Raw genomic sequence first — 22,810 nt, 5'->3', positions numbered from 1 at the left:
AGCTTTGCCTATACTGAATGCAGATTGCAACAATCACTTATGCTTTCGGGAAGACGCCACTGATGCAAGCCGAATCGATTTCTTCACTGCAAACCGCCCTGGCCGGGATCTTTGGCGACGCTCCCCTGGTGACCCTGGAGCAAAATGTCGACCGGGCGCTGAAGACCATCACGGCCCAGCTCGATTGTGACGGGGTGTTTGTGCTGTCGGCCTTTGCCGGTATCGGCGGCATCCGGCCCCGCAACCTCTATCTCAGACCCGGGGTGACCGGGGGAGCCAATCCGCGCCACTGGCCCCTGGAACGGATGCCTTTTTTCCGCCAGCTGATGCGCCAGCCCAAATTATTGAATGTTAAAGATATCGCCGAGCTTCCTTTGCAGGCCAATGCCGAGAAGCAATTGCTGCGTCAATGGCAGGTCAAGAGTCTGCTGGTGCTGCCGCCGGTGCAGTTCGGGGAAACCCGCATCGCCGTGGGGGCGGTCAATTGCCAGCGTCCGCGGGAGTGGGATGCAGGTTTTATCAACGAGTTGGGCACAGCTGCCACCCTGATAGGGGCGGCCATGGAGCTGACCCGCATCGCCCAGGCGCTGCTGGTGAGTGAGCACAAATACCAGGAATTATTCAACCAATTACCCCTGTCCTGTTGCCTGGTGGACAGGCACAACCGGGTCAGCATGCTCAATGCCATAGCGCGCCAGAATCTGCCTTTGGTGGAGGGCACGGATTTGCTCAGCCTGATAAAACCCGAAGAGAGCGCCATTTTGCTCGACACCCTCAAGGTGGTGCGCGACGGCGTGCTGCACCAGGCCTGGTGTGAGGTCTCCTTCAATCGCCCCCATCCCCTGTGGCTCAAGCTCAGTTTCAGCCGCATGAGCGACGATCCCCAGCACCTGCTGATGCTGGCGGACGATGTCAGTGAACGCCACAGGCTTGCCGACGAGTTGTCCTTCCACGCCAACTACGATGCCCTCACCGGCTTGCCGAACCGGTTTCATTTCGAGGCCCTGCTGGCCCGGCAGCTGCCGGTCAGCGGTGAGGAGCCCGTGTGCGTGGCCTTTTTGGATCTCGATCAGTTTCAGGTGATCAACAATGTCAGCGGCCATCAGGCCGGGGACAAGCTGCTGTGCCAGGTGGCATTGCGGCTCAAGCAGCTGGTGCGCAAGGGTGATACTGTGGCGCGGTTGGGGGGCGATGAGTTCGCCATCCTGATGCACTACTGCAACCTGGACACGGCCAGGGTCATAGCCCAAAGGATCTGCAGCCAGCTGGCCGGCCATGATTTCAGCTGGGAGCAGAAGCGCCACAATGTCAGCGTCAGTATGGGCATAGCGCCCCTGGATGCCGAGGCCAGCGACATTTATACCTATATGAGCCGCGCCGATGCCGCCTGCCGGGTGGCCAAGGAGCAAGGCCGCAATGGCTGGCATATTTACTGCCCGACGGATCCCCGAATGCACAGGCTCTACACCGAAATGGCGGCCTCGGTGGATATCATAGATGCGCTCAACCAGAACCGCTTCCAGCTGTATTGCCAGCCCATAGAACCCCTGACGGGGCAGCACAGGGGCGCCCATCTGGAAATCCTGCTGCGCCTGGAGCAGGAACCCGGCAAGATGCTGTCACCGGGGATCTTCCTGCCGGCGGCGGAACGCTACAACCTGGCGCCCCGTATCGATCGCTGGGTGGTGGATCACCTGCTGCGCTGGGGAGGCAGCAACCTGGCGCTGTGGCAGGAGCTGGAGCTGGTGTCGGTGAACCTGTCGGCCACTTCCCTTGGCGACAGCGAATTCATGGACTGGCTGGAGATGCGCCTGCTGGCTGAGCCCGAGTTGGTGGACAAACTCTGTTTTGAAATTACCGAAACCGCCGCCGTCAGCCAGGTGGAGCAGGCCCAGCAACTTATCGAGCTGCTCAGGCCCCTGGGCTGCAAGTTGGCGCTGGATGACTTTGGCTCGGGCTTTTCCAGTTTTGCCTACCTTAAGCGCCTGGATGTGGACCTGGTCAAAATCGATGGCCAGTTCGTGGTCAATCTGTGCGACAACAAGGCCGATCAGGCCATAGTGGCCGCCATCTGCCAGCTGGGTCATGAAATGGACTTCGAGGTGGTGGCCGAATTTGTCGAGTCCAGCGCCATAGGCGAGCGCCTGATGCAGCTGGGGGTCGATTATGCCCAGGGCTATGCCATTGCCAAACCCTCGCCACTGGACCATCTGACCACGGGCCTGCGCCAGCCCTGGCACAGGAACTGAGCAGGCCGAGTGCCTGCCATGGCACTCGCTGCGGAATCTTAGTACACTGGCCGCCATCCATTTGCACACCCAGAGCGGATTTGAACCAAGTTCCCATTACGGCCCTGCTGGCGCCGCTGCGTCAGGCCCTGGCCAGCCATAAGCAAATTATTCTCGAAGCTCCCACAGGTGCCGGTAAATCCACGGCGCTGCCGCTGGCCATGCTCGATTGGCCGGAACTTGACGGCAAGATCCTGATGTTGGAGCCCAGAAGGGTGGCGGCCCGCTCGGTGGCGCGTTTTATCGCCGCCCAGCGCGGTTGTGAACTCGGCGCCGAGGTGGGTTACCGGGTGCGCGGTGACAGCAAGGTCAGCCGCCATACCCGCCTTGAGGTGGTGACCGAAGGGATTTTGACCCGGATGATCCAGGACGATCCCGAATTATCCGGCATAGCGCTGATCATTTTCGATGAAATCCACGAACGGCACCTGAGCACGGATCTCGGTTTGGCGCTGGCGCTGGAGGTGCAATCCTCCCTGCGGGACGACCTTGGCATTCTGGCCATGTCGGCCACCCTCAGCGGCTTGCCGTTAACGACCTTGATGCCGGACGCCAAACTGCTGCAAAGCGAGGGCCGCAGTTTCCCGGTGACCCTGGGCTACAGCGCTCCCGGCAAGCGGGACTGGCTGGAGCACATGGGCGCCAGTCTGCTGGAGCTGCTGAGCGGCAAAGGCATGCTGCCCGAAGGTGTGGCCGCAGGCACTGTGCTGGCCTTTTTACCCGGCAAGGCGGAAATCGAGCGCCTGGCGGGCGTTATAGCCGAACGCCTCGGTGAACGCCTGGGTGACATAGCCATCTGTCCCCTTTACGGCGAGCTCGGCAATGCCGAGCAGGACCGGGCCCTGAGCCCGGATCCCTCCGGGCGGCGCAAGCTGGTGCTGGCCACCAACCTGGCGGAATCGAGTCTGACCATAGACGGGGTGACCCTGGTGGTGGACTCGGGCCTGGTGCGCCAGGCCGCCTTCAATCCCCGCACCGGGGTATCGCGTCTGGCGCTGCGGCGCATCAGCCAGGCCTCCAGTACCCAGAGGGCAGGCCGTGCCGGACGTCTGGCGCCGGGCTATTGCCTGCGGCTCTGGAGCCAGGAAGAGCAGGACCGCATGGCCAGGGCCGAGGAGCCGGAAATCGCCCGTGGCGAGCTGGTGTCCATGGCGTTGGAATGCGCCGCCTGGGGCGTGCGCGCCTTCGGTGAGCTGCCGCTGCTGAGCCCGGCACCGTCTGTAAACGAGACCCTGGCCTGGGAACTGCTGCACAGTCTGGAGCTGGTGGATGCCGAGCGCAAGCTGACGCCCCTAGGGCGCGAGGCCCACAAGCTGGGTTGCCATCCGCGTCTGGCGCACATGCTGCTCAAGTCCAGGCTGTTGGCGCGGGAACTGGATGACCCCCTGTTGGCACCGCTGGCCTGTGTGCTGGCGGCGATCCTCGAGGGCCGCGGCCTGCCAAGGCTCGGGGCCGATATCAGCAACTACCTGAGGTTTGGCACCACGGGCCAGAGTGCCCAGCAGGTGCGTCAGTGGCTGGCCAAGCTGGGGCTGAGTGCCGATCTGGCCCAGGTGCAGCGCGAAGCCCACCCAAGGGACATGGGCCTGCTGCTGGCGCTGGCCTTCCCCGACCGCATTGCCCTGGCACGCGGTCAGCAGGGCTTTTTGCTCGCCAACGGCACGGGTGTGTCCCTGGATGAGAGCGACCCCTTAAGCCAGGCCCCCATGCTGGTGGTGGCGGACTTTGGCGAGACCGAGGGCCGCAGCAGTGGCCGCATCTGGCTCGCCGCCGATTTTGACCCGCGCTGGCTCGATGGACCGCTGGCGTTTTTGACCCTTGAGCACGACCACAGTGGTTTCGATGAGGCCAAGGGGCGTTTTGTCGCCGAGCGGCAACTGAAACTCGGGCAACTGGTGCTGAAACGCACGCAGCTGCAGTCTGTACCGCGGGCGCTGAAAACCGCCGCCTGGCTCGACAGGATCCGCAGCAAGGGCTTGGGCCAGCTGAATTTGGACGAAGATTTTCAGCAAATCTGTCAGCGCCTGGATCTGGCCGCCGAACTGCTCGGCGGTGACTGGCCCGATTGCAGCGAGCAGGGACTGTTGGCCCGGCTTGAGCAATGGCTGGCGCCCTATCTGGAGCAGGTCAATAACCTGGAGCAACTCAAGGCCCTGAACTGTGCCCGGTTGCTGGAGCAGGGGCTCAATTGGCAGCAAAAGCAGCTGCTGGACGAGGCGTTGCCGACCCATTACCCCATGGCCACCGGAACCCGGGCACCGATCCGCTACGAGGCCGATGGCCGGGCCCTGCTCAGGGTCAGATTGCAGGAGGCCTACGGCATGGCCCAGACCCCTGTGCTGGCCCAGGGGCGGTTGAAGCTGACCATGGAGCTCTTGTCCCCGGCCCAGCGCCCCCTGGCACTGACCGCCGATCTGGCCAGCTTCTGGGCCGGCCCCTATGTGGAGGTCAAGAAAGAGATGCGCGGCCGCTACCCCAAACATTTGTGGCCGGACGATCCCGCCGGGACGCTGCCGACCAAATTTACCAAGAAAAAGACCCTGGCCAATTCCGCCGACTGAGGCGCAACGGACAGGGAGATGGCGATGGGCATATGCCGGCATCGCAAGCACAGTAACGCATTGACAGTGAACAAATGACAGTAAAGAAAGTGAGCAAAAAACGCGGCCGCACCAAGGCCGCAGCCAAACCCTCCTGGCTTAAGCGCAGCTGGTCCCTGGGCTGGAAGTTGGCCCTTGTCGCCATGGCGGCTCTGGTCATGTACAGCATTTATCTCGACCAGATCATTGCCCGCAAGTTTGAGGGCCAGAAATGGTATTTGCCGGCCCAGGTCTTCAGCCGCTCCATGGCCCTGTATCCCGGCGCCGCCGTGAGTCACGCCCAGTTGATGGACGAACTCAAGCTGCTGGGTTACCGCAAGGTGGCCAATCCGCGTCAGGTGGGGGAGTTTTCCGCGTCAAGCACGCGCATCGATCTCTGGCGCCGTCCCTTCCGCCATCCCCAAGGCAGTAAAAGTGCCGAGCGGGTGATGATAAGCTTTAACAGTGACGGCGTGGCCTCAGTGGCGCGCCAGAGCGATAAACGCGAGTTGGCGGTATTCCATCTGGAGCCGGTATTGCTGGACCGGATCATCGCCGGTGACGGTGAGGACAGGTTGTTTGTGCCCACCGCCGAGATCCCCAAGTCCATAGTGGACGCGCTGATCCTGGTGGAAGATCGCAGCTTCTACGATCACCATGGCATCAATCCCTTTGCCATTTTGCGGGCGGCCTTCGTCAATATCAGTGCCGGCCGCACAGTGCAGGGCGGCTCGACCCTGACCCAGCAGCTGGCGAAAAACTTCTTCCTCTCCAGCGAGCGCTCCCTTATCCGTAAGCTGCGCGAAGCCCTGATGGCCATCATCATCGACTTCCGCTACAGCAAGGACGAGATCCTTGAGGCCTACCTCAACGAGGTCTACATGGGCCAGGACAAGTCCCGCGCCGTCCACGGCATGGGTCTGGCGTCCCAGTTCTATTTCGGTCGCCCCATAGCCGAGCTGACGCTGGCGCAGCAGGCGTTTCTGGTGGCGGTGATCAAGGGCCCGTCCTATTACAATCCCTGGCGTTTTGCCGAGCGGGCCCAGGAGCGGCGCGATCTGGTGCTGCGGCTCTTGATGGAGGCCGGCAAGCTGTCGGTACAGGACTATCAGGTGGCGGCCGAGTCGCCGCTGGGGCTGCGCCGGGCCGACAAACCGGTGCATCAAAAGTTGCCGGCCTTCTTCGCCACTGTGAAGCAGGAACTGGCCCAACGTTGGGGCGACAGTCTGCTGAAAACCTCCGGCATCAAGGTTTACACCACGCTGGATCCCGTGGCCCAGGAAGCGGCGGAGCAGGCGGTGCGTGACACCATGAAGCGTCTGGGCAAGGACAGTCCCCAGCTGCAGGCGGCCATGGTGGTCACCGACAAGTATTCCGGCGGCATAGCCGCCATGGTGGGCGACCGCCATCCGGATTTTGAAGGCTATAACCGGGCCAGCGAAATGCGCCGACCCATAGGTTCACTGATAAAGCCTTTCGTCTATGCCACGGCGCTGGATCAGGGCGACAAGTATCACTTGCTGACCCCCATCAAGGATGAGCCCATCACCCTCACCAACGAGCAGGGCAAGACCTGGTCACCGCAAAACGTCGACAAGCAGTTCAGCGGCCAGGTAAGCCTGCTCACCGCCATCAGCAAGTCGATGAACGTGCCGACTGTGAACCTGGGCATGGCCATAGGGGTGGATTCGGTGGCAACCACAATGGACAAGGTGGGTTGGACTGAACCCGTGAACCCTTATCCTTCCATGCTGCTGGGGGCGGTCAACGGTTCGCCCTTGATGGTGGCGCAGATCTATCAAACCCTGGCCGACAATGGTCGTTACCGCTCCCTTGTCGCTGTGACCGATGTGCTCGACAGCAACAATGAGCCCCTGGCCGCAAGCCGGCCTTCGGCCAGCCAGGGCTTGACGCCCGAAACCGCCTTCCTGGTGCAATACGCCATGACCAAGGTGGTCAGTCAGGGCACGGCCGCCAAGCTCGGCGCCGCCTTCCCGGGGCAGGTGCTGGCGGGCAAGACGGGCACCAGCAACGACAGTCGCGACTCCTGGTTCGCCGGTTTTGACGAGCGTAACGTGGCGGCCGTCTGGGTCGGCCGTGACGACAACGGCAAGACCAGCCTTTATGGTTCCAGCGGCGCCATGGCCATCTACCAGGCCTTCCTGCAGCAAAGGCCGCCGGTGAGCCTGAGGATGACGCCGGAGAACGGCATAGTGAACGGTTACTTCGATCCCGCCACCGGCAAGGCGATGGAAAAGCAGTGCCGAGGTGTGGTGGCGGCCCCAGCACGGGCTGAGAGTTGGCATCCCGCTGCCAATTGCGGCGATCCGCTGCCCTGGTGGAAGCGGATCCTGGGTGGCTAAGGCTCACCTAGGACGGCAAGCTAGAGTAATCCTGTGCAATATCAGCTATTGCAGTTATGTTTTGGGATAGATTGCCTGTTTCACATTGGCTGGAGTGGAACGCCAATTAATAGCACTGCCACACCAGTGACCGTCCGAGCCATGGATGGCGAGGGGAGGCTCCATGGACGGATTCACGCCGTGTCACGGGTGTGGCAGTGCGAAAGCGCACCGCAGGTGATTGATTACTTCCCGTGTTGGAAGTTGCACAAAAGCACAAGATAGCCGCTGTGCCAGCGGCACAAAGTCGTGGGTCTCCAACCCACACCCGGCCAAAAGGGGCTCAACAGCGAGCCCCTCTTGGATCTCCCCGCCGCCCCCAGCCGGAGCCGAAAGCCCTTCGGGTTTATGGGCGAAACGGCCAACGCGACAGACTCGCCTCCATGCTCGACTGTCGCTACCTCGGCATCCATGCCTCGGTTGTTGCCGTTTCTTGCCCAACCCCCTCAGCGGCTCCGAAGGGGGAAACGGTGCAACAGTCAGACTTCATCATATTTCTTTGAATTTCTTTGCTAGTTTAATGTTAGTTGGGTGGGAACGATTATTGTCTGACTTTGTGTGCCGGTGACAATCGATCAAACAAAGACTGGCATAACTCTGTGCTCGCATAGTACACCGAACCCGCTTGAAGCGGCCGAAGGGCATTGATGCCTGAAGCGTGGCCGAGGCATGGACGCCGAGGCAGCGTCAGTCGAATCAGGGATGAGCGTCTGACGCGGTAGCGGGAAGGCGTCAAATGCCCGAGGGGCTTTCCGCTTCGTCGCGGGCGTCCTTTGGGTTGCAAGGGGCTTTGGACGTGCAAAGCCCCTTGCCCGGTGTGGTGTGGAACACCACGACTTGCTTCGGCCGGTAGGTCGACTATTCACCGCGTGGACGTAAGGACAATCTGTTGTGGCCAGCAACTTCTCGACTTCAGGCCGGGTTGAGCCTATGCGAGCAATAAGGGCCACCGAATTGCGAAGTCGAACATTAAATATAATGGCTCTGATCCCTTTTAATCTTTTGTGAGAGTGCGTATCGATCCCACCCCAACCTGTTAGAATTTCGCAAATTGTTCAGTAATGTTTTCGGTAAGAGTTGTCATTTTTTCATGACATTTATTTAAAAACGGAATGACTTCAACTGATTTACCATCAAACATAATTCTGTGTTTTTCAATTACTAATGTTGTGTCAGAATGTTTAACAATATTTACTTCTCCATTGTTGTCGACAAAAACATCATCTAATCGGACACCATTAGCATAATTATTATATAAGGTTATATTCCGTCCACCTTCGATATGAATGAAGTTTCCTTGTCGAACCGTAACACTCTTTTGATTTTCGGTTTTTGATAGATGATTGTGTTTTGCTTCATTAGTCAGTGAACATAAATCAATGATCCAATTGTCATGTGCTTTAAATGGCTGTGCATTCTCAATTACGGTATAAAGGTTATTATTAATTTTTTTAAGCTTAGGGAGATTTTTATCAATGCTTTTTTTGAAGTGATTTTCCCTTTGTTCATATGGGAAATACACTTTGTCTGGCACGGATATTTGCTTTTCCTTTAGCTTGATTGATATATCTTCACTATGGTAATCAAGAATGCTTCGTAAGTTTTCTAGGATATTCTTAAGTGAGACTTTGTTTATTTCACCATTGTTTGATTGTTGCGTTAATAATTCAATTTCAGATTTGGTGTGAATTAAAAGATCACTAATGTCTGGGTTCACCATGTTCTCTCCTAAAATTCTAACGCATGAATTAATCCGTGCTACGAAGCAAGTTTGGTGGAAATGTTAAGCGCGAGACAATGCCCCTTGTAGTGCCTCGCACAGTCTTTTGAATCTCAAGTAATAAGAGTCACACTGATCACCAGCTGATGACAACCCATCCATGTATGACGCCAACTCTAAATACCCTATTCCACGTAAATACTGCGCTAAATTCACTGCCGCAGCTGGTCGGAGATCTTCAAGGATATCCATATTGCCAGCATTTCTGACTGCGTAGTCCACTGCCCAGAAATCGTAGATTGCGCTCTCAGCGGGGCTGAGGCTCAATGCTCCCGCTGAATGTGCTTTGTGGATGATCTCGTCTCCGAGCTCAATGATCCACGTTTCAAGATCGTCGGTATCTTCCATATGATGCCTAACAATTTAATAATGAGAACACTCGTTTATCACCGCGATGCAGCCCTTTGACTATTGTAAAGCGAGAATCCGAATTGGTTTTATAATTATGAAGTTGCGCGATTTAGTCCAGATAAATTTTCTCTGAATGCGAGTATTCTCGTGATCTACTTTATTCAGTAGCTTGCTAGACAAGGCTATGTCAAAACGTAACGCGAATGCCTGAGTGGAACACCTTTCATCAAGCACTGGTGTGGCAGTGCGAAAGGTCGCTCCTTCGCATCCATGCGACCGCGACATTGGTGCATCCGTGCACAGCACCCACGGCAGGTGATTGATTACTTCCCGTGTTGGAAGTTGCACAAAAGCACAAGATAGCCGCTGTGTCAGCGGCACAAAGTCGTGGGGCTTCAGCCTTTGGTGCCGTACTCTGGCGCCCCTATTCCTCGGTAGAAACAAGTGTCAGCACAGAGGTACGGGAAACAAAATCCCGCGACAAATTCACGCTTGACCTGGGTGTAAGACACAGGTCTATGCTGAATACACGGGTAAGAGAAAAAGTCCTGCAGATGAAAGTATTGGAGCTTGCCATCGCCCTGTCTTCCATGGCCGTTACGGTGCGCCACTGCCCCCGCTTGAGGCTGCTGCGGCCGACAAGGCAGGCAAACAGCGACAAGCTCTATTGGACCTGGGAAGCGGAGTCTTTGCGCTTTATTTTAAGCGCCCGGCGAACAGGGCATTTGCCACCTCACAGGCCAGTTTAACGGCGACGAGCCGGGGCCAAGATGGCACTGCGGGCGATGTTGGGCGGGATCAACGGCAAGGATAACTGCACATGAGCAAATCAAGGGCTGTCACCTCAAACGAATGTCAATTGATCATCGATGGCGCAAGCTGTGCCAGCTGCGTTGGCAAGATTGAACGGGCCCTGACGGCGGTCAGCGGCGTCAGCAAGGCGGAAATGAACTTAGCCGATCGGACAGTGACCGTCAGCGGCACAGCGGCAACGGAGGCCCTGATCCGGGCGGTGGAGGCGGCCGGTTATCACGCCAGCTTGTTGGAACCGGCGGTGGATGCCATGGCCGAGCGGGAGCAGGCGGACTTGGCCTATTACCGCAAGCTTATGCGGGACATGGCGGCCGCGCTGGGGCTGGGGGTACCGTTGATGCTCTACAGCCTGGTTGTCGGCGACATGACGATCAACTCAGGCGCCGAGCAGTTGGCCTGGCTGGTCGTGGGGCTGTTGACCCTGGCGGTGATGTTGTTCTCTGGCCGGCACTTTTATGTGGGGGCCTGGCAATCTTTGAAAAATCATACCGCCAACATGGATACCCTGATAGCCCTTGGTACGGGCACGGCCTGGCTGTATTCCATGACAGTGGTGCTGCTGCCGCAGCTGCTGCCGGAAATGGCCCGCCATGTGTATTTTGAGGCCACGGCCATGATCATAGGGTTGATTGACCTGGGATTGGCGCTGGAAATCAAGGCCCGGGGCAGGACATCGGAAGCCATCAAGCGGCTGATAGGTTTGCAGGCTAAAACCGCCCGGGTCATACGGGATGGCGTGGAACAGGACATAGCCATAGAGCTGGTCAAATTGGAGGATAGCGTGCGGGTGCGCCCGGGGGAAAAAATTCCCGTGGATGGCCAGGTTATCGAAGGCCACAGTGCCATGGATGAATCCATGCTGACGGGGGAACCCATGCCGGTGGAAAAAGGTATCGGCGACGAAGTGGTGGCCGGTACGCTCAATAAGACCGGCACCCTGTTGTTCCGTGCCACCCGGGTCGGCAAAGACACAGCCCTGGCACAGATTATTGAAATGGTCCGGCGCGCGCAAAACTCCAAGCCCCCCATAGGCCGCCTGGCCGACGTGATCTCGGCTTATTTTGTCCCCGCCATCATGATCATTGCGGTGCTGAGTGCCCTGGTTTGGCTCAATGTGGGCCCGGAGCCATCGGTCGCCTTTGCCATGGTGTCGGCCACCACAGTGCTTATCATTGCCTGCCCCTGCGCCCTGGGGCTGGCGACCCCCATGTCGGTGATGGTCGGCGTTGGCAAGGCGGCCGAGGTCGGGGTCCTTATCCGTAACGGCGCGGCGTTGCAGACCGCATCCAGGATCAGCGCCATGATCCTGGACAAGACAGGCACCATCACCCTGGGTTCACCCAAGATCACCGATGTCCTGCCCCTGGGCTCATTTGAGCGCCAGCACGTGCTGAGGCTGGCCGCCAGTCTGGAGAGCGGCTCTGAGCACCCGCTGGCGCTGGCCATGGTGGCGTCGGCCAGGGAGCAGGGGATAACCCCGGGCAAACTGAGCCAATTCAATGCTCTTGCCGGCCATGGGGTAGAAGGGGAGGTCGAGAAACACAAGCTGCTGCTGGGCAATGAAAAGCTGATGCGCGAACGGGGCATCAATCCGGATAAGCAGCTTGAGACTGTGCAGGCCCTGGCCGATGAAGCCAAGACCCCCATGTATTTGGCTGTGGATGGGCAGTTGGCGGCCATCATAGCCGTGGCCGATCCCATCAAGCCCGATTCGGTTGACGCCATCAGGCGGTTGCAAAAGGACGGGATCCGGGTGGTGATGATCACGGGTGACAATCGCGCCACAGCCCGGGCCGTGGCGGCCAAGGTTGGCATCAGCGAATACTTTGCCGAGGTGCTGCCCCAGGATAAATCCCGCAAGGTGCAGGAGTTGCAAATGGCGGGGGAAATCGTCGGCATGACAGGGGATGGCATCAATGATGCCCCCGCTCTGGCGATGGCCGATGTGGGGTTTGCCATTGGCACGGGCACGGATGTTGCCATTGAAAGCGCCGATATCACCCTGATGCGCGGCTCGCTGCACGGCTTGGCCGATGCCATCGCCGTCAGCAAGGCCACCCTCAGGAACATCAAGCAAAACCTGTTTGGCGCCTTTATTTACAACGCCGCCGGTGTGCCTTTAGCCGCCGGCATTCTGTACCCGGTTTTCGGCCTGCTGCTGAGCCCCGTCATAGCCGGTGCGGCCATGGCCTTCTCGTCCCTGACCGTGGTCAGCAACGCCAACCGCTTGCGGCTGTTCAAGGCCCAGCGCCACTGAGAGGAAAAGCATTATGTGGATGGTAAATCTTGGCGGTCTGCTGTTGATAGCCCTGATAGTCTGGTGGTTCTGGCTGTATCGCCCCAGGACAGGCTCTCAGGCCTCGGAGGAGCTGGTGATCCTGGTGGAAAACGGCACCTACTCGCCGGCACGGATTAAAGTCGCGGCCCAAACGCCGCTGCGGCTGATCTTTATGCGCAAGGACCCCTCTCCCTGTGCTGAAACCTTACTGTTCCCGACGTTGCAGCTCAGTGAGACCTTGCCGCTGAACAAGGCCAAGACAATTCAATTGCCGGCGCTGGCCCCTGGGGAGTATGCCTTTCATTGTCAGATGCAAATGTATCGCGGCACCCTGCTGGTAGAGCAACAGGGCTGACAATACCGGGGGAGTGTAGGGGTCTATCACTGCCGTAGCAGCGACCAGCGGCGGTTGAATGGGGATTATGCCGTTACCGCCATGTCTTTGTGATCGCAGTAGACCCGGTTTCCCCCATCCTGTTTGGCCAGGTACATAAGTTGGTCGGCATGGCGGATTAGGCTTTCCACCGGGGTGCGGCAGCCGGTATCGACGCACAGCCCCACGCTGGCACTGACACTGAGATCGGCGCTTTCGCCGCCGATATTCAGCGCGGCAATATTGGTGCGGATCCGCTCGGCTATGGTTTCGGCGGCATGGAGTCCGGTTTCGGGCAGGAGGATCACAAACTCCTCGCCACCCCAGCGTCCGCAAATATCCTGGCTGCGAAGTGACTGCTTGATACAGGTGGCAATATCGGTCAGCACCTTGTCACCGAGGGCATGCCCCAGGGTGTCGTTGATGGTTTTGAATCTGTCTATGTCCAGCATCAGCAGCGCCGGCCCCAGATGGCACTTGTGACCCTGGGCGACCCAGGGACGGATCTGCTCATCAAAGGCGCGGCGATTAATGAGTCCGGTCAGCGGGTCAATTCTGGCCTGCTGCTCCGCCGCCAGGCGCTGGCGCTCAGCAATACGGAATTTTTCCGCCAGCGCCAGTGCCAGCAATATCATGTCTATCAAGACCCCAATTTCGGCTATCCGGAAGGTGAACTGATTGAAGGGGATAATGCCACGCACCGCCAGCCCGGTAATGGCGCAGCCCACCATGGAGGACAGGGACGCCAGTAAAAACAGCCTTGCGGTGTAGTTGCCCGAGGCCAAAGATATGGCGCCGAGCAGCGGCATCAGCAGCGAGAAAAACAGCACCAGATCGAAGGCCAGGATCAGCGACAGAGTGCGGCTGTCAAAGGCCAGTGCCAACAATTGCATCAGCCAAATCACCCCCAGCAGCCCCAGGACGATAAGCCGTAACCCTGGCCTGAGTTTGCCTATCTGCAAAAAGCGCAGCGCAAACAGCAGGCCCATGGTGCAGAAGAGGGTCATCAGCAACGGATTGAGCCATTGCTGCCAATGGGGGCCAGAGGGCCAGAGCCAGAGCATGCCATGGCCGGTATAGCTGAGATTGGTAAACAGGAAACTCAGTAAAAACAGAGAATAAAGCAAGTAGCTGCGGCTGCGCATGCCCACATACAGCATCAGGTTGTAGCCCATCAGGATGCTGATGGCGCCATAGAAAAAGCCATAACTGTACTGATAGAAACTGTTGCTTTGCCGCTGGACCTCAGGGGGCATCAGGGTCAGGGGCAGTACCAAAGGATCCTTGGACTCGGCCCGCAGCATCAGCAGGGTCTCGCCCGGCGCCAGGGTGAGCGTCAGGGTCGGTAAACGTTCCCTGTAGGGGCGGCCGGGAAAGCTGTCCCCCAAAACAAATTCCTGATCCTGGTCGGGGCCCAATTGCCACAGCTGAATTTCATCGGTCCAGGGAACGCCCAGTTGCAGCACGCGGGTGCTGTCCCCGGTTCCCGGATTTATCAGCGGCAGCAGGAGCCACACCGGGCTCGAACCTATGCCAAAGGCCGGCACTCCCTCGCCGGCCGTTTGCATTAAGCCGCTGCGATAGTAGGCCAGCACTTGCTCTGGTGTCAGCCGTTGCTGTTCTTCGCGAAGCTGCCACAGATGCTCGGCCATGATGGCTTGTTGGCTGCTGATATCCAGGTATTTGGTCGGCGCGAGTTGGCTCTCCGGTGCCCTGATGGCGAGGGCACACAGGGGCCACAACAGGCCAAATAATAGAAAGAGGCTGCGCATCATTGTTTGGTTATATTGGTTGTGCCATGGAATTCAGTGGATTAAGTATGGCAGCCCTATTGCTTTGTGGGTAAATATTCTTGCGGGGCAAGCCGGAGTCCGGGGATTGGCTGTCGCGGCATGTCAATCTTTGTTATCTTGCCAGCAAGTACTGAGCCGAATGGGTTGTGACCATGGCGCCCGAAGGGCATGAAGCGGCAAGGGGGCAAAAGGCCCAAATAAAGTTGGCCAGCCTCAATTTATTCAATTTTATCGAGCCGCCCCTGGCGGCCTATGAATTCGATCGTATCTACAGCCAGGAGCAATGGCAGAAGAAGTGTGCCTGGCTGCGCCACTGCTTGGGATCGTTGCAGGCCGATGTGCTGGGACTGCAGGAGGTGTTCAGCCCTCAGGCCCTGGAGCGCTTGCTGTGGGAACTCAACTATCCGCACTTTGCGCTGGTGGACACGCCTGCCGGAGATGAGCATGTGCTGCACAGTCCTGTGGTGGCCCTGGCCAGTCGCTATCCCATAGTGGAGTTGGCGGCGCTGCAACCTGAACCCAAATTGTTGCCGCTGCTGGGACTTGCCGCCGATTTTCGCTTCAGCCGCACTGTGCTGCGGGGGACTGTGCGGCTGCCGGACCTTGGCAAACTGGATGTCTACGTGGTGCACCTTAAATCCCAAAGGCCCGGGTTTGAGTTGGCCGAGCTGCCTGCCATGACAGACAATGCCGTAACCGACAACGCCTTGACCGAAAAAAAGGGCGCCAATGCACACATAGCCCGGTTGCTGACCCACAGCGCCCTGGGGCGTTTTTCTTCCACCCTGCGCCGCAGCGCCGAGGCCATGCTGCTGTACCACAATGTGCAGAGCCGTCGCCTGGAAAGCGGCAACCCCTTCGTTATCCTGGGGGACTTCAATGGCGAGCTGACCCGCCCCGAATTTGCCGGGCTCAATACCGGCGCCGCCGATATTCATCCCAGGGACAGGGCCGAATTGACCTCGCTGAGTGAGGCCGATTTTGAGGCCGGCGCTGCTGCCTTTGGGCTCCATGACGGTGCCGCGCTGTTCCTGCACTGGCTCAGGCAGCAAAGTCCCGGCACCGACTGGCAAGTGCGGCCAACCCATTACCTGGGCCCCAGGGGCAGCGTGTTGGATCATATTCTGCTGTCGGCGGAATTTGACGGCAGCTTAAGCTCGGCCCTGGCGGATGTGGTGAATTTTGAGCTGTTCGATGAGCATCTGCGCGCTCCCTTGTATGAGCGTGACAGCCAAAGCTCGGATCATGCCGCCGTCTGTGTGACCTTAAGCCCCAGGGAAAAACGCTAAAAAATAAATGGCCCCACACGCCCCATGGGCGGTCAAAGCGGGTAAAATGCGCCATCCTGTTTGGACCCCACTTTTTTGCTGCCCGTTGCGACACGGGCCGCAGTCAGTTTTTTAAGGGCAAGGCCATGGCTATCCGCATCAAACTTAAACCGGGACGGGAAAAGTCCCTCGAACGTCACCATCCCTGGGTATTTGCCAGCGGGATCCACAACATCAAGGGCCAGCCCGGCTTGGGTGAGACTGTGGATGTGGTGGCCCATGACGGCAAATGGCTTGGCCGCGGCGCCTGGTCGCCGGAGTCGCAGATCCAGGTGCGGATCTGGAGCTTCAACCGTGAAGAGGAAATCGATCGGGACTTCTTTGTTCGCCGAATCCGCCGTGCCCAACTGGGCAGGGATGAGCTCATCGCCGAGCAGGGCCTGACAGGTTATCGCCTGATTGCCGCCGAGTCCGATGGCCTGCCGGGGATCACCATTGACAGGTACGCCAATGTGCTTGTGTGCCAATTGCTGTCCGCCGGTGCCGATTTCTGGCGCGATACCCTGGTCTCCGTGCTCGCCGAGTTGTACCCGGACTGCGCCATTTATGAGCGCTCCGATGTGGATTCCCGCAAGAAGGAAGGCCTGCCGCTGACCACTGGGCTGCTGCACGGTGAGCTACCGCCCATGCCCGTCATCATTGAAGAGAACGGCATCAAGATTTCGGTGGATGTCACCAAGGGCCACAAGACGGGCTTTTATCTGGACCAGCGCGACAACCGCGCCATGGCGGCCCGCTTCGTTAAGGGCAAGTCGGTGCTCAACTGCTTCTGTTACACAGGCACCTTTGGCCTCTACGCCACCAAGGCCGGGGCCGCCAGCATTGAAAACGTCGACGTGTCGACCCTGGCGCTGGAAACGGCCAAGCACAATATGGCCATCAATGGTCTCGACGACAGCATGGTGAACTACCATGAGGCCGACGTGTTCAAGCTGCTGCGCCAATACCGGGACGAGGGCCGCACCTTCGACGTGATAGTGCTGGATCCGCCCAAATTTGCCGACAACAAGGCCCAGCTCAATGGCGCCTGTCGCGGCTACAAGGACATCAATATGATTGCCATGCAGCTGCTCAATCCCGGCGGTGTGCTGCTGACCTTCTCCTGCTCCGGCCTGATGCCGGCTGACTTGTTCCAGAAAATCGTGGCCGACGCGGCCCTGGATGCCAAACGCGATATTCAGTTTACCGAGCGCCTGTCCCAGGCGGCGGACCATCCCATAGGCGGCGCCTTCCCCGAAGGTTTCTACCTCAAGGGGCTGGTGGCCAGGGTTTGGTAACCAGGGTTTGGTAACCAGGAGCTGGTAACCATCATCTGCTTGCGAGCAAGAAAAAGGCGGCCACAGGGCCGCCTTTTCTATTTCTGCCTATTTATGTAGACCACTTATTCAGCTCACTTAAACCGGATTAAACCGGGGCACGCATGTCCTGCAACAGCACGCCGGCTGCCGCCGCTTCCGCTTCGTGGTCGGCATCGCGCCAGGGCTCTGCCAGGGCCGCCTTGTACCAGGCCTGCATACCGGGCAGGGCCAGCATCCGCTGTACCCAGGCATTGGCTTCCATGGACAGACTGGGCTGGTAGCTTTGGGCCCTGAAGGCCAGTGGCGCAAAAAACGCATCCACGGCGCTGAAATGCTCACCGGCCAGGAAAGGGCCGCCAAAATCATGCAGTCCCTGACGCCACAGGGCATCGATACGCTGCCATTCGGCTGAGAGCTTGGGGCTCCAGTGGTGCAATTTAACCCTCAGGCCGCAGTTCATGCTGCACAGGTTACGGATTTGGCCAAAGCCCGAGTGCATCTCGGCGCTGGCGCAGCGGGCCCAGGCCCGGGCCTTTGGGTTCTCGGGCCAGACACCGGCATATTGCTCATTGAGGTATTCCACTATCGCCAACGAGTCCCACACCAGCAGTCCCTCATCATCCAGGCAAGGCACCTTGGCTGTGGGGGAGAATTGGCCGAAACTGGCACTATTGTCGTCGCCAAAGGGCACCAGCCGTTCCTCAAAGGGAATGCCGAGTTCGGTCAACAGCAACCAGGGGCGCAATGACCAGGAGGAGTAATTCTTGTTGGCAATGTAGAGGATGGGCATGAAGGGCTCCTTTGTTTGCAGGAGCTCCATTGTTCACGCTTTAGGCGGCCTTGGCTAGCCCCGGAAAGTCTGGGATTTGTAAAAATTTTCCTGCGCTGTCAGTGTGCTGGCTTACTCACACTTTTTGCTGGGGAACAGGGTGGTTTCTTCCGGCTCACCGAGTTCGCCATCGGATATTTGTCGACGGTAACTGACGGTAATTTCGGAAAAATTCAGGTTCAAACTTTCCGTCAGCCGGTTCTGCTCGCCATTGACCCCTGAGCTGTAATCACTGACGGTGACGTTTTTCAGCCTGAGTTCAAAATAGTCGCGCTTGTCACCCTGACGATTCATGCTCAACTTGGCTTCGGGAAAGACGGTATCCGTCATTTGTCCCAGCAAGAGATCCACAGTGGCACTGTCGGTGTACTTGATGATGTGTAATTCTTCAACGCACTTGGTTTGTAAATTGCCGTTGGCGCCCCAGGACCAGGCCAGCAAATCAATCTCATCCTGATGGGATGGGGCAGTGCTTTCTCCCTTGATATCACCAATTTTAAGAAAGGCGGCGCCCTGGGCACTCAATATGGGAAGTGCCAATATTAACGTCAGCAGCCTGAAACATGCGCTCATGATTACTTCTCCCGTCTTTAGCTCTCTAAGCTGGGCCTAAGTATAGTAAAAACAAGCAGTCAGCCCAGTCAAAAGCACTGCCAGCCAACCAATTTTTCTGTAAACTTTGACCTTCGATCAATTTGCCCCGCAGACCTGAAAGGGAATATCGGGGTTGGGTCTTTATTAACAAAAGGAGTTGGACCGGATCGGGGTGCTTGTGGCTCTGATTCTGTCATTGTCACTATGCGCTTATTCTATGCCCTGTTGCTGCAGTTTTTGGTCCTGGGAGCCCCCCAGGCGGCTGAAAATGCCCCCGTAACTCTTCCTTTACCCGTCGAAGCCTATGGCAGCTTACCTGATCTGGGGCGTTTTGAAATGACCCCCGATGGCAGCAAGTTGGCCTATGTGATGAATAACCAGGGCGAGCTGACCCTGGTCATCTACGATCTTGAGCAACGCAAGCAGCAAATGGTGGCCAAGGGGGATAACAAAGAGGTATTCCTCAATTACTTCGTCTGGGCCAATGATGAAGACCTGTTGATATCTATCAAAGATATCAAATATGTACGTGGGGTGCGTTTCGCCGTTACCCGGCTGTTTCGCTACAGCATCAATGATGAAAAGAAACTGATGCCGGTACTCAGAACCCAGCCGGGGGATAACGAGCCTCAGTTTCAGGACAATATTATCAGCCTGTTGCCGGACGAGCCCGAAGAAATATTGATGGCGCTGGACTACACGGTGGTCAATCAGCCGGCGGTGTATCGGGTTAACATTAAAAGCAAAAAGCGTCGTTTGATAGAAAGGCCACGCAGCAATGTCCATGGTTGGATTGCCGATGAGCAGGGAAAAGTTCGAATAGCCATCGGTCGGGATGAAACGACTCAATTCTATGATTTGCTTGGTGACGATGGCCGGACACGGCTGTTTGAATTTGAAGTGTTTTCCCCCGAAACCGTCACCATCAAGGGCTTTGACCTGGATCCCGATGTGCTTTATTTCACCGCCCTGCACGAGGGCCGTGATGCCCTGTTTCGCCTGCGCCTGAGCGATCCCAAGCGCGAGTGGGAATTGGTTTATGCCGATGACACCTATGACGTGGCCGGCAGCCTGGTGTATTCCTCCGTCAGTGGCAAGGTGGCTGGCTTTACCCACAGCAATGCCCCCGACAGTCGGGTCTACTGGGATAAGGATCTGAGTAAACTGCAGCGCTCATTGGCGGCGGCCATTCCCGATGCCTTCAATTCCATTTTGGATATGAGCCGGGATGGCAATAGCTATCTCTTGTATTCAGAGTCCAAGAAAGACAGCGGCAGCTATTTCATCGGCAATCGCAAGGCGGGCAGCCTGGATTACATCGGTAGCCGCTATCCGCAGGTGGATGAGGCCCACATGCACGAAACCAGGCAAATCAGCTTCAAGGCCAAGGATGGTTTGGTCATTGAAGGCTACCTGACACTGCCGTCGAATGTGACCGCCAACAAACCCATGCCGACCATAATATTGCCCCACGGCGGCCCACACGCCCGGGATTATGATGGTTTCGATTATTGGTCCCAGTGGTTTGCCGAGCAGGGCTATCTGGTGCTGCAGCCCAATTTCCGTGGTTCCAGCGGTTATGGCTATGCGTTTGAGATGGCGGCCTTGCAGCAGTGGGGCAAGGCGATGCAGGACGATCTGCAGGATGCCGCCAATTATCTGATTGCAGAGGGCTTGGCCGATGAAAAACGGATCTGCGCCGTCGGTGCCAGTTACGGTGGCTATGCGGCCCTGATGGCTGTGGTAAAACATCCACAGACCTTTAAATGCGCCGCAGGTTTTGGCTCGGTCACGGATCTGGAACTCCTGGTCAGCCGTTCACGGGCCTTCACCAATCATAAGGTGGTGAAAGCGCAACTAGGCAGTGACAGCGATGCGCTGGAAGCCAGTTCCCCCATCAGCCATGCCGAGAAACTCAGCCGTCCTGTGCTGCTCATTCATGGTGGCGATGATGAAGTGGTTAACGTGACCCACAGTCGTGACATGGCCAGCGCCCTGAAAGGTGCGGGCAAGGATGTCCAATACATTGAACTGGAACATGGCGATCACCACCTGTCACATCAGGCGCACCGGCTGAAAACCTTGAGTGCCATCAAGGCATTTTTGGACAAACAGCTGCTGCTGTGACCCAGGGCGACGCTTGCCTGGGTGTAGCTGCTGGGGCAGTATTGATCTAACTGATTTCACTGGAGCTTATTCATGCTGGATGCCCGTTGTCAGCCCGAGAACGGGCCGGCTGTTACCTACAGTGTGTTTGGTTTCCAGGCGCTGACGGAGGCAGAGCAGGAAAGTTTGCGCCAGTCGCTGTTTTGCCCCGGCTGTGGCGCCAAGGCCTATTTTCGGCGGGCGTCCAGTGATGGCAAGCAGGCCTGTTTCGGTTCCTTGTACCACGCCGATGACTGCCCTGAGTTCAGGCCTTCGACCGGTCGCACCGAAGCCGAGCAGGCGCTGCGCGAACTGGCCCAGGCCCTGGATGAAAGCGACGCCCTGCGGTTGGATTTCTCGGCCCCGGTTACCGAGCCCGTGCGCCGGGACAGCCGTCAGAATGAAGGCCAGGGCACTGCTAACCAGGGAGCAGAAGCCAAGCCCAAAGGCGGTGCCACGGGGACGGAAGCTTCAAGCTCAAAGCTTGCCGATGCTGCCGCACCCAAGGTGGCAGCGCTGGGGCTTGGCAAGATCCTCAAAAGTCTGCTGAGGGGCAGTGAATTGGCCAGCTCGGATCTGTGGGTCTACACGGACGAGAAATATCGCTGGCGGGCCAAAAACCTGTTCGTCAACTTTGCCGACGCCGAGCCCAACGAGCGTGGCAGCCCCAAGATGTATTGGGGCACCTTGTCCCATGCCGACAAGGCCATGGCCTGGCTGAATCCCGCCGATTGTCGTGACCTGGGGATCCCCATAGACAAATTCAGTGCTGCGCTGCTCAAGCGCTTTGGCATCAGCGACAGGGCAGAGCTGGAAGGGGCGGGCATTATCCTGTTCGGAAAATGTTTTTGGAATAAGGATAAAACCAGAAAGATCATTCGTTTGTGGAATGATAATCTCAGCCGGATTTTGATTATCCCCTCAAAGGACTAGTCTTGCCGTCAGTGGCTGGCGGCTTGCCGATACAGGGCCTTCAGCTCAGGAGCCAACAGTCTGGCCTCGGCATCACCAAAGTATTCCAGATGGAACCTGAGTTGTGCCGCCTGCATTTGTGGCAGCTCAAATACCTTGTCAATCTCGTCTATGATGGCCTGCCCCCGGGCGGTTTTACTGCAAACTATATAGCCCTTCATGCTTTGATCGACGTACTTTATGGGTGCGGCTGTGTATTCAAAACCACTGTGCATCCGGTTCAGGTAACCTGTGACCGTGCGGCTGTATTCCAGCAGTGCCTGCAAATGACCGGCGACCAGCATTTGCACCTGCCTGTCGGTGGCATCCATGCTGCTGCGCACGTAAAACCATTCCGGATGGGTTTGGATAATGCGGTCCAGATAAACCCCATAGGAGCGCCCCCTGATAATGCCAATATGACCCTGAGGTTCAAAATGCTCCAGATCCACAGGCTGCATTTCGGCATCATTGGTTTTCGCCTGCACCAGACGTAATGGCGGGTACAGTATCATGGGGTAGCGACTGTAAATGCCTTTTTGCTCCCGCTCGGCGTTTTTTATCTGGTTGAACATGCAGCTGTTGTCGGTTTTGGTCAGTTCAAGCCAGGCACGACTTTGGGGGGCAAACTGGTTTTCAAACTGCAACTTGCCCTGACTCAAACGCTCCAGCGCCGCCAATATATGTATTGCCAGGGTGTCCGATTCTTCCTCATTTTGGAGGGTATAGTCGGCAATCAGTCTTGCCTGCAATGGATAGGCATGCTCGGCCATTGCCGTGCCACTTGCCAGCAAGGTGCACAATGCGGTGATGCGAACAATGCCGGCGACCGGGGCATGAAAGGACAGAGACATAGAGGCCTGAAGCGGTACTAAAGTATTAGCTGCAAGCCTAGTCGAAATGGCGGTTTATGTCTGCTCAAATTTGTATCCGGCCAAAACTGTCAGCCAAGACAAACGCCATTAGGCTGGAACTTTCTACTCCTGGCTGGGTCGAAAACAAACTTAC

15 protein-coding genes are annotated in these 22,810 nt (G+C 57.7%); 9 read left to right on the top strand and 6 right to left on the bottom strand.

The features are described 5' to 3' along the window. The first annotated feature begins 62 nt into the window (after nucleotides 1-62). The 3 genes from JYB85_RS14575 (at nucleotide 63) to mrcB (ending at nucleotide 7,230) form a co-directional block, all read left to right on the top strand. Nucleotides 63-2,249, top strand: coding sequence for a bifunctional diguanylate cyclase/phosphodiesterase (locus JYB85_RS14575; protein WP_207379865.1), 2,187 nt, complete (start codon nucleotides 63-65; stop codon nucleotides 2,247-2,249). An 80-nt stretch (nucleotides 2,250-2,329) separates the two neighbouring features. Then, nucleotides 2,330-4,849 carry an ATP-dependent helicase HrpB gene (gene hrpB, locus JYB85_RS14570; protein WP_207379864.1) on the top strand — a complete coding sequence of 840 codons (2,520 nt, stop codon included), beginning with the start codon at nucleotides 2,330-2,332 and terminating at the stop codon, nucleotides 4,847-4,849. 74 nt (nucleotides 4,850-4,923) lie between these two features. Continuing rightward, nucleotides 4,924-7,230: a penicillin-binding protein 1B gene (gene mrcB / locus JYB85_RS14565; RefSeq protein ID WP_207379863.1), complete on the top strand. Its 2,307-nt coding sequence runs from the start codon at nucleotides 4,924-4,926 to the stop codon at nucleotides 7,228-7,230. Between the two features lie 1,075 nt (nucleotides 7,231-8,305). On the opposite strand, the gene JYB85_RS14560 is transcribed toward mrcB, so the two are convergent. Together JYB85_RS14560 and JYB85_RS14555 are read right to left on the bottom strand one after the other, a co-directional pair. After that, nucleotides 8,306-8,986, bottom strand: a complete 681-nt coding sequence (locus tag JYB85_RS14560) for a hypothetical protein (RefSeq protein ID WP_207379862.1) — start codon at nucleotides 8,984-8,986, stop codon at nucleotides 8,306-8,308. Nucleotides 8,987-9,052: 66 nt separating this feature from the next. Continuing rightward, the gene (locus JYB85_RS14555; protein WP_207379861.1) at nucleotides 9,053-9,397 is read right to left on the bottom strand and encodes a hypothetical protein; all 345 of its coding nucleotides are present in this window, start codon (nucleotides 9,395-9,397) and stop codon (nucleotides 9,053-9,055) included. Nucleotides 9,398-10,220: 823 nt separating this feature from the next. Here JYB85_RS14555 and JYB85_RS14550 point away from each other — a divergent pair. Continuing rightward, the gene (locus JYB85_RS14550) at nucleotides 10,221-12,470 is read left to right on the top strand and encodes a heavy metal translocating P-type ATPase (protein WP_207379860.1); all 2,250 of its coding nucleotides are present in this window, start codon (nucleotides 10,221-10,223) and stop codon (nucleotides 12,468-12,470) included. 13 nt (nucleotides 12,471-12,483) lie between these two features. Then, nucleotides 12,484-12,846, top strand: a complete 363-nt coding sequence (locus tag JYB85_RS14545; RefSeq protein ID WP_207379859.1) for a cupredoxin domain-containing protein — start codon at nucleotides 12,484-12,486, stop codon at nucleotides 12,844-12,846. 65 nt (nucleotides 12,847-12,911) lie between these two features. On the opposite strand, the gene JYB85_RS14540 is transcribed toward JYB85_RS14545, so the two are convergent. Next, entirely contained in the window at nucleotides 12,912-14,639 is a 1,728-nt protein-coding gene (locus tag JYB85_RS14540; RefSeq protein ID WP_207379858.1) for a sensor domain-containing diguanylate cyclase, read from the bottom strand. A gap of 170 nt (nucleotides 14,640-14,809) precedes the next feature. Here JYB85_RS14540 and JYB85_RS14535 point away from each other — a divergent pair, with 170 nt between their 5' ends. Together JYB85_RS14535 and JYB85_RS14530 are read left to right on the top strand one after the other, a co-directional pair. Further along, a complete protein-coding gene (locus JYB85_RS14535; RefSeq protein WP_207379857.1) occupies nucleotides 14,810-15,946 on the top strand; it encodes an endonuclease/exonuclease/phosphatase family protein in 1,137 nt (378 codons plus the stop codon). A gap of 125 nt (nucleotides 15,947-16,071) precedes the next feature. Beyond that, a complete protein-coding gene (locus tag JYB85_RS14530; protein WP_207379856.1) occupies nucleotides 16,072-17,262 on the top strand; it encodes a class I SAM-dependent methyltransferase in 1,191 nt (396 codons plus the stop codon). 127 nt (nucleotides 17,263-17,389) lie between these two features. Here JYB85_RS14530 and JYB85_RS14525 read toward each other — a convergent pair whose 3' ends face one another. Next, complete coding sequence (locus JYB85_RS14525; protein WP_207379855.1) at nucleotides 17,390-18,073, bottom strand: glutathione S-transferase family protein; 684 nt, start codon at nucleotides 18,071-18,073, stop codon at nucleotides 17,390-17,392. A 111-nt stretch (nucleotides 18,074-18,184) separates the two neighbouring features. After that, nucleotides 18,185-18,685: an Hcp family type VI secretion system effector gene (locus tag JYB85_RS14520; protein WP_207379854.1), complete on the bottom strand. Its 501-nt coding sequence runs from the start codon at nucleotides 18,683-18,685 to the stop codon at nucleotides 18,185-18,187. A gap of 225 nt (nucleotides 18,686-18,910) precedes the next feature. Here JYB85_RS14520 and JYB85_RS14515 point away from each other — a divergent pair, with 225 nt between their 5' ends. Together JYB85_RS14515 and JYB85_RS14510 are read left to right on the top strand one after the other, a co-directional pair. Further along, entirely contained in the window at nucleotides 18,911-20,833 is a 1,923-nt protein-coding gene (locus tag JYB85_RS14515) for an alpha/beta hydrolase family protein (RefSeq protein ID WP_207379853.1), read from the top strand. A gap of 72 nt (nucleotides 20,834-20,905) precedes the next feature. After that, nucleotides 20,906-21,784, top strand: coding sequence for a hypothetical protein (locus JYB85_RS14510; RefSeq protein ID WP_207379852.1), 879 nt, complete (start codon nucleotides 20,906-20,908; stop codon nucleotides 21,782-21,784). Nucleotides 21,785-21,792: 8 nt separating this feature from the next. On the opposite strand, the gene JYB85_RS14505 is transcribed toward JYB85_RS14510, so the two are convergent. Next, entirely contained in the window at nucleotides 21,793-22,656 is an 864-nt protein-coding gene (locus JYB85_RS14505; RefSeq protein WP_207320658.1) for a hypothetical protein, read from the bottom strand. Between the last annotated feature and the right edge of the window lie 154 nt (nucleotides 22,657-22,810).

Origin of the sequence: Shewanella sedimentimangrovi (assembly GCF_017354965.1) — a bacterium.
Classification (GTDB): domain Bacteria; phylum Pseudomonadota; class Gammaproteobacteria; order Enterobacterales; family Shewanellaceae; genus Shewanella; species Shewanella cyperi.
This window is presented reverse-complemented; position numbering and strand designations above follow the sequence as displayed.

What these genes read in the sequence shown, in the direction of transcription:
- JYB85_RS14510 (WP_207379852.1), top strand. Translation starts at nt 20,906, where the DNA reads ATGCTGGATGCCCGTTGTCAGCCCGAGAACGGGCCGGCTGTTACCTAC.
- JYB85_RS14555 (WP_207379861.1), bottom strand. Translation starts at nt 9,397, where the DNA reads ATGGAAGATACCGACGATCTTGAAACGTGGATCATTGAGCTCGGAGAC.
- JYB85_RS14535 (WP_207379857.1), top strand. Translation starts at nt 14,810, where the DNA reads ATGGCGCCCGAAGGGCATGAAGCGGCAAGGGGGCAAAAGGCCCAAATA.
- JYB85_RS14550 (WP_207379860.1), top strand. Translation starts at nt 10,221, where the DNA reads ATGAGCAAATCAAGGGCTGTCACCTCAAACGAATGTCAATTGATCATC.
- JYB85_RS14520 (WP_207379854.1), bottom strand. Translation starts at nt 18,685, where the DNA reads ATGAGCGCATGTTTCAGGCTGCTGACGTTAATATTGGCACTTCCCATA.
- JYB85_RS14545 (WP_207379859.1), top strand. Translation starts at nt 12,484, where the DNA reads ATGTGGATGGTAAATCTTGGCGGTCTGCTGTTGATAGCCCTGATAGTC.
- JYB85_RS14525 (WP_207379855.1), bottom strand. Translation starts at nt 18,073, where the DNA reads ATGCCCATCCTCTACATTGCCAACAAGAATTACTCCTCCTGGTCATTG.
- JYB85_RS14540 (WP_207379858.1), bottom strand. Translation starts at nt 14,639, where the DNA reads ATGATGCGCAGCCTCTTTCTATTATTTGGCCTGTTGTGGCCCCTGTGT.
- JYB85_RS14575 (WP_207379865.1), top strand. Translation starts at nt 63, where the DNA reads ATGCAAGCCGAATCGATTTCTTCACTGCAAACCGCCCTGGCCGGGATC.
- mrcB (WP_207379863.1), top strand. Translation starts at nt 4,924, where the DNA reads ATGACAGTAAAGAAAGTGAGCAAAAAACGCGGCCGCACCAAGGCCGCA.
- JYB85_RS14515 (WP_207379853.1), top strand. Translation starts at nt 18,911, where the DNA reads ATGCGCTTATTCTATGCCCTGTTGCTGCAGTTTTTGGTCCTGGGAGCC.
- JYB85_RS14505 (WP_207320658.1), bottom strand. Translation starts at nt 22,656, where the DNA reads ATGTCTCTGTCCTTTCATGCCCCGGTCGCCGGCATTGTTCGCATCACC.
- JYB85_RS14530 (WP_207379856.1), top strand. Translation starts at nt 16,072, where the DNA reads ATGGCTATCCGCATCAAACTTAAACCGGGACGGGAAAAGTCCCTCGAA.